The following is a 6,155-nucleotide window of genomic DNA, read 5'->3' as shown; positions in this document are numbered from 1 at the left end:
AGATCGAGGCCGTCGCCGACGAGGCGCGGTCCCTTGGCGTGGAGGCGATCGCATCCGTCTGCGACGGCACCGACGAGGCCGCCATGAACGCCTTGATCGGCAGGGCGGTCGCGGAACTCGGCCGCGTCGACGTCGCGGTGTCCTGCGTCGGCATAAGACCGCACCAGCCGATCGACGAGATCACTCTTCAGGACTGGCAGAAAGTGATCGACACCAATCTCGGATCGGCTTTCATCCTGACCCAGGCGGTGCTTCCGCACATGCGCCGAAGAAAGTTCGGGCGCTTGCTCTACATGGCGGGCACGGATGCCCTCTTCCCGTTGGCGAACAGGGCGCATGTCGTCGCCGCCAAGCACGGCATGCACGGCCTGGCGAAAGCCGTGGCGCTGGAATGCGGACCGGACGGGGTGACCGCCAACAGCATCGCGCCTGGATGGCTGGACACGGACCGGAACGCTGCGTGGTATCCCGATCTCGCGGAAACCTACGAGCATGTGAAAGCCACGGTGCCGCTAAGGACGTTGGGGACCGCCGAGGACGTCGCCAATGCCTGCCTCTATCTCGCATCCGACATGGGCAAGTTCGTCACCGGACATTTGTTGCACGTCAACGGCGGCGAGTTCATGGTGTAGACCGGCAATCATCAGGGAGCGCTTCAGCGTGAAGGGATACTGGCTCATCGTCGGAACTGAGATTTCGGATCAGGAGGCGCAGGCCGAGTACGGCCGGCTCTGGAAGCCGATCGGCGAAAAATACCAGGCACGAACCAACACCACAAAAAAGCCGCCACTGCTCGTCGAGGCGCGCGATGCCAAGCGCATGGTGCTTGTGGAGTTTCCATCTCTGGAGATCGCCAAAGCCTGTTACGCGGACCCGGCTTATCAGGAAGCGATGCGCTTCGCGCTCAAGGCGTCGAATCGCACGCTCGTGATGTTCGAAGGGGATCTCGGATAGCCAGCGGCGTAGCGTCGCGGGAGACCTGCTGAACTCGCGCTCGATTCGGGACGGCCATCGCCATGCGCGGACCAGTCGTCTGCTTAAGTTGTTATTGGAAGGGTGATGGGCGTGACAAGGATCGAACTTACGACCTCTGCAATGTCAATGCAGTGCGCTCTCTGATCCATTGCGAAATCACTACTGAAAGAACGTGAACAGAGCAAAAACATTCGGACATATCTGTACCGTTTGTGCGCCCGAGGGGCGCGATCTTCTCCTAGGCGCCAGGCGAGAGAAAAAGGCCCCGATCTGATGTGTTTCGAACTCTTCGCCAATAACAATCATTTGATGGCATGACACAAATACATCATGGCGTTTCGCCACGGCCCGTCTAAAACCTTCGGGGGGATTGAGGGAAGGGGCAACAAAAATGGTTTACCGGGTTACCGCTGTCGGGATCGCGCTTGTTTTTGTGGGATTTGGCGCAGGCCAGGCCGCCGCATGGGGGAATTCGAAAACCCTTCACAGGACGGCGCTTTCAGGGAAGGAAATCAACGTCTACGACGGCGCTAGCGTTAACCCAGACTGCTCGAACGCGGGCCCGGTCGATCTAAAGGCGGTTTCCGGACCGAGCCACGGGAAAATCTCCATCGTCAATGCGAAGACGTTTCCCCACTTCACCAAAAGCAACATTCGATGGAAATGCAATTTCCGTAAGGTGGACGGCATAAAGGTGCTGTACCGATCGACGCCAGGGTTCAAAGGCCAGGACCAGGTCGCCCTGTCGGTACACACATATGATGGCGAATCCTACAGCATCACGATCGACGTGAAGGTCGAGTAGCAGCAAGCCGCCACCGCCGACGGGCGTCCGCAACGCTTCACGCGAGGCTGAGGGAAACCGTTTGGGCGCTGAGCTTGATGAGCGTTTGGCCAACGAACGCGCTGTCCCGTCAGGGAGCAAGCAAACTAATGATGGGCACAGCACGCCGCGTAAACTTTCGCTCATGCCGAGACATCGCCTGCTCACGCGCCGCTGGCGCCGGGCAGTGGCGGAAACCGCTGAGTTATTGGAAGGATGGTGGGCGTGACAAGGATTGAACTTGTGACCCCTGCAATGTCAATGCAGTGCTCTCCCGCTGAGCTACACGCCCATCCGACGCCGCGCATACACCACTTTTGATCCGGCGCGTCAATAGCGGGAATGTGGAAAGACGGCTTCCGTTTGTCGCATCGATGAGGTCCCTGCCGATGCGAGCCTTGCAGGCCTTAGGCGGCTCAGGCGGCCTGCAGCATCTTCTCGACCTCGTTGACGAGATCGCGCAGGTGGAAGGGCTTCGACAGCACCTTGGCGTCCTTGGGCGCCTTGGAATCGGGATTGAGCGCGACCGCGGCAAAGCCGGTGATGAACATAACCTTGAGGTCCGGATCGATCTCGGTGGCGCGGCGGGCAAGCTCGATGCCGTCCATCTCCGGCATGACGATGTCGGTCAGGAGCAGCGAGAAAGGTTCCTCGCGCAGCCGCTCATAGGCGCTCGCGCCATTGTCGAAATCGCTTACCTGGTAGCCGGCGCGTTCGAGCGCCTTGACGAGGAAGCGGCGCATATCGTCATCGTCTTCCGCCAGCAGAATGCGTGCCATCGTATCCCGTCCGAATCACCCGCCCCAAGCCTGCCGCCGGGCAAGGCCGTTAACCATCCTGTATATGAGGTGGAGCCGGTAAACATCAAGTGAATGAAGGGCATCCAACATTCGGTTCGGAGCACGGTTCACCGCCTGAAATGCTGGACATGCCGGACGCAAGGTGGCAAGTTTTGCGTCATGATGCAGTGCTTCATCCTGGTTCGTACAAATTGAAGACGGCAGCCGAGGATTTTTCGGTCGTTCCACCCTTCGAAATCCGATCGGGCGCCGAACAACGCGTCCCTTTCTTGTTCAACTCGCCGCATAGCGGCCGCCACTATCCGGAGCGCTTCCTGGCCATGGCGCGGCTCGACCGCAACGCCATCCGCCGGTCGGAGGACTGCTATGTCGAGGAGCTCTTCGGCGGCGCCGTGCCGCTCGGCGCGCCGCTCTTGGCGGCAAACTTTCCGCGCGCCTATCTCGACGTCAACCGCGAGCCGTGGGAGCTCGATCCGCGCATGTTCGCGGAGCCGGTGCCGTCCTTCTGCAACATCCGCTCGGCGCGGGTCGCCGGCGGGCTGGGCACGGTGCCGAAACTGGTCGGCGAGGGACTCGATATCTATCCCAGCCGGCTGCCTTTGGCGGAGGCGGTGGGGCGCATCGAAGCGGTGTACAAACCTTATCACGAGACGCTGAAGCGGCTGCTCACGAGGACGCATGCCAGGTTCGGCTATGCCGTGCTGATCGACTGCCATTCGATGCCGGCCTCGATTCGCGTCGGCGACAACGGCGTGCGGCCCGACTTCATCATCGGCGACCGGTTCGGCATCTCGGCCTCGCCGGCGCTCACCGAAATGGCGATCAGCCTGCTTGTCGGCATGGGCTACACGGTCGCGCACAACAAGCCCTACGCCGGAGGCTTCATCACCGAGCACTATGGCAGGCCGGCGCGGCATCTGCATGCGCTGCAGATCGAGGTCAATCGCGGGCTTTACATGGACGAGCGGACATTCCAGAAATCGGCCGGCTTCGACGCCTTGGCCGACGACCTGACCCGCTTCTCGGCCGACCTGATGTCGATGCCCGACCATCATTTCGTCGATTTGCCGCTCGCGGCGGAATGACGGCGTGGTCGGCGCGCCGAGTTCTTTACAAACACAATTCCGGATGGAAAACCGCCTCGCGCTTTTCCTGGAATTGCTCGAAAAAAAGACCGCATCGTTTTCACGACACGGTCGAAGTCTAGGGAGGAAACGCCCAAGGAGGGCATGGACAGGATAACCTGTCCGACGACAAAATTATTGTGCGTCGCACAAATGTCAATCGACAGCAGGGTTTTTTAATTCAATATGATGTGGAAATTCCGCTTCGGCGGTTCAGATGTGGCATTCGGGCAACAGAAAGCGGGCGGCTGACCGGTCTTCGGAGCGCCTGTTCTGCGAGAAAGAGCGGCTGGCAAGAGCCGCGATGGGGAGAGCGACTTGGATATCAGCACCGATTTCATGCGGCGCATCGCGCATGCCGCCGCCGCGGAAACCTTGCCGCGCTTCCGCAGCCAGGGGGTGGTCGCCAACAAGGAGGCGGGAAGCTTCGACCCGGTCACCGAGGCCGATCGCGAGGCCGAGCGCGCGATCCGGGCGCTGATCTCTTCCGAATATCCCGAGCACGGCATCCTCGGCGAAGAGCATGGCAGCCAGAACCTCACCAGCCGGCATGTCTGGGTGATCGACCCGATCGACGGCACCCGCGCCTTCATTTCCGGCATCCCGGTCTGGGGAACGCTGGTCGGGCTGACCGTCGACGGCGATGCGGTCGCCGGCATGATGTCGCAGCCTTTCACCGGCGAACTGTTCTACGCCAACGCGTCCGGGTCGCACTATGAAGGGCCGGGCGGACCGCGCAGGCTCGCGACGCGCAAGACCACCGAACTCGCGCAAGCGACGCTGTTCACGACCACGCCGGCCCTGTTCAAGGGCGATGCGCGCAAGCGCTACGATCTGTTCGAGACAAAGGTCCAGCTCGCCCGCTACGGCACCGATTGCTATGCCTTCGCCATGCTGGCTGCCGGCAGCGTCGACATTGTCACCGATCCGGGCCTGAAGCCCTACGACATCGTGGCGCTGATCCCGATCATCGAAAAGGCAGGCGGCGTCATCACCACTTTCGAAGGCGGACCGGCCGAAAACGGCGGCGACATATTGGCGGCCGCGACGCCGGAACTGCACGCGGCGGCGATGGCGGCGCTGCGCGGCTAATGCATGTCGCCCAAAAGTGCGCAGCGGTTTTGGGGGAACGACATGCATCAAAACAAAGACTTAAAGCGCGTCGACTGAATCCATTTCAGCGCGACGCGCATTAGAGCGTTTCACCGTTTCACGGAAACGGCGAACCGCTCTATCTCCTTGTTTTACGCAATTCCGGACGGAAAAGCTCACATTTTTCCTGGAATTGCTCCAAGCGGGCGCGCGATCAGGGCGCGTCGCCGGTGCCGGGAATGAAGGCGTCGAAAGCGGCGAGCAGCTGTTCGCGGTAGATGTCCTTCTCCTGCAGGATCTCGTGCTCCGCGCCGTCGATCATCAACAGCGAGCCGACGCGCAGTTTCCTGGCATAGGCTTCCACCGCCCTGGTCGAGACCACCCGGTCGGCGCCGGCGGCGACGATCAGCATCGGCACCTTGACCCTTGCCATGAAATCCGGATCGCTGACGGCTTGCGCGGCAGCGGCCGCCGCCTTCAGCCAGCGGATGGTTGGGCCGCCGAGCGCCAGCTGCGGCCAAGCCTCGTAGATGCCGACATTGCGCCGGTAGCGCTGCGGGTCCGAGGTCACCTTGTTCACCTCGAAAGGCGGCGGCACTTTCGGCCGCGGACCGAGCGCGGCGTAGAGCCAGCCGAGACCCAGCGCGCAGAAGATCGCGCAGACGCGCTGTACCGTGGCGATCGAGACCGGCAGGTCCGGCACCTCCAGAAAAGGCGCCAGCAGCACCATGCGCCGCACGCGGTTGACCATGGACGGCGAGGCAAGCAGCGCAATCACTGCCCCGGTCGAGTGGGCGAGGATGTAATAGGGGCCGCGGCAGTCGGGCAGCACGATCTCCTCGAAAAATTGCTCGAGGTCGCGTGTATAGTCGCGGAAGCTGCGGACATAGCCGCGCTGGCGGTCGCGCAACAGGCGGCTGGAGTCGCCCTGGCCGCGCCAGTCGAGGATGGCGACGCCGAAGCCGCGATCGGCGAGGTCGCGGATGGTCTCGAAATATTTCTCGATGCACTCGTTGCGCCCGGTCAGCAGAACCACCGTGCCCTGGAGCGGACGGGCGACGGCGGCGAAGACGCCGTAGCGGATCTTCTTGCCGTCACGCGTGGTGAAGAACCCGCCCGCGGCATTCTGCGGCGCGGGGTTGTCCTCGGTCAGATGGAAAAGATCCGTCATTCGGCGTGTCGTTGGTTGCTCTTTGCCCGGACGGGCGAGGCGTCGGCATGGTGATAGACGGCCAGCCGGCAAAAGCAAAGCGTTGCGAGGATCCGCGCGGCCGGCAACGTCCAAAGGGAAGGCCGGAAGTGCCTGCGGCGCACTTCCGGCCTCTGTCGATCCGGGAGGAA

Annotated in this window: 7 protein-coding genes and 1 tRNA gene; 5 read left to right on the top strand and 3 right to left on the bottom strand. The window is 62.1% G+C overall.

Annotated features, from left to right (window positions below; translation table 11 throughout):
* The 3 genes from EOD07_RS18275 to EOD07_RS18265 all read left to right on the top strand — a co-directional run.
* On the top strand, window positions 1–632 hold a 632-nt coding region (locus EOD07_RS18275; RefSeq protein WP_164772332.1), incomplete at its 5' end, for an SDR family NAD(P)-dependent oxidoreductase.
* A 28-nt stretch (window positions 633–660) separates the two neighbouring features.
* The gene (locus EOD07_RS18270) at window positions 661–954 is read left to right on the top strand and encodes a DUF1330 domain-containing protein (protein WP_164772331.1); all 294 of its coding nucleotides are present in this window, start codon (window positions 661–663) and stop codon (window positions 952–954) included.
* A gap of 412 nt (window positions 955–1,366) precedes the next feature.
* Window positions 1,367–1,780, top strand: coding sequence for a hypothetical protein (locus EOD07_RS18265; protein ID WP_127236468.1), 414 nt, complete (start codon window positions 1,367–1,369; stop codon window positions 1,778–1,780).
* Window positions 1,781–2,015: 235 nt separating this feature from the next.
* Here EOD07_RS18265 and EOD07_RS18260 read toward each other — a convergent pair.
* Both EOD07_RS18260 and EOD07_RS18255 read right to left on the bottom strand, forming a co-directional pair.
* Window positions 2,016–2,090: transfer RNA gene (locus tag EOD07_RS18260), tRNA-Val, on the bottom strand.
* Window positions 2,091–2,214: 124 nt separating this feature from the next.
* Entirely contained in the window at window positions 2,215–2,577 is a 363-nt protein-coding gene (locus tag EOD07_RS18255) for a response regulator (RefSeq protein ID WP_006199474.1), read from the bottom strand.
* A 149-nt stretch (window positions 2,578–2,726) separates the two neighbouring features.
* Here EOD07_RS18255 and EOD07_RS18250 point away from each other — a divergent pair, with 149 nt between their 5' ends.
* Window positions 2,727–3,683 (top strand): N-formylglutamate amidohydrolase, encoded by a 957-nt coding sequence (locus EOD07_RS18250; RefSeq protein WP_071033158.1) that lies wholly within the window; start codon window positions 2,727–2,729, stop codon window positions 3,681–3,683.
* Between the two features lie 357 nt (window positions 3,684–4,040).
* Window positions 4,041–4,814, top strand: a complete 774-nt coding sequence (gene hisN, locus EOD07_RS18245; RefSeq protein ID WP_127236467.1) for a histidinol-phosphatase — start codon at window positions 4,041–4,043, stop codon at window positions 4,812–4,814.
* Between the two features lie 214 nt (window positions 4,815–5,028).
* Here hisN and EOD07_RS18240 read toward each other — a convergent pair whose 3' ends face one another.
* Entirely contained in the window at window positions 5,029–5,985 is a 957-nt protein-coding gene (locus tag EOD07_RS18240) for an alpha/beta hydrolase (protein WP_127236466.1), read from the bottom strand.
* Between the last annotated feature and the right edge of the window lie 170 nt (window positions 5,986–6,155).

The organism is Mesorhizobium sp. M2C.T.Ca.TU.002.02.1.1, assembly GCF_003997225.1.
Note: the sequence above shows the minus strand (reverse complement) of the source record. Positions and strands in the feature narration are given on the sequence as shown.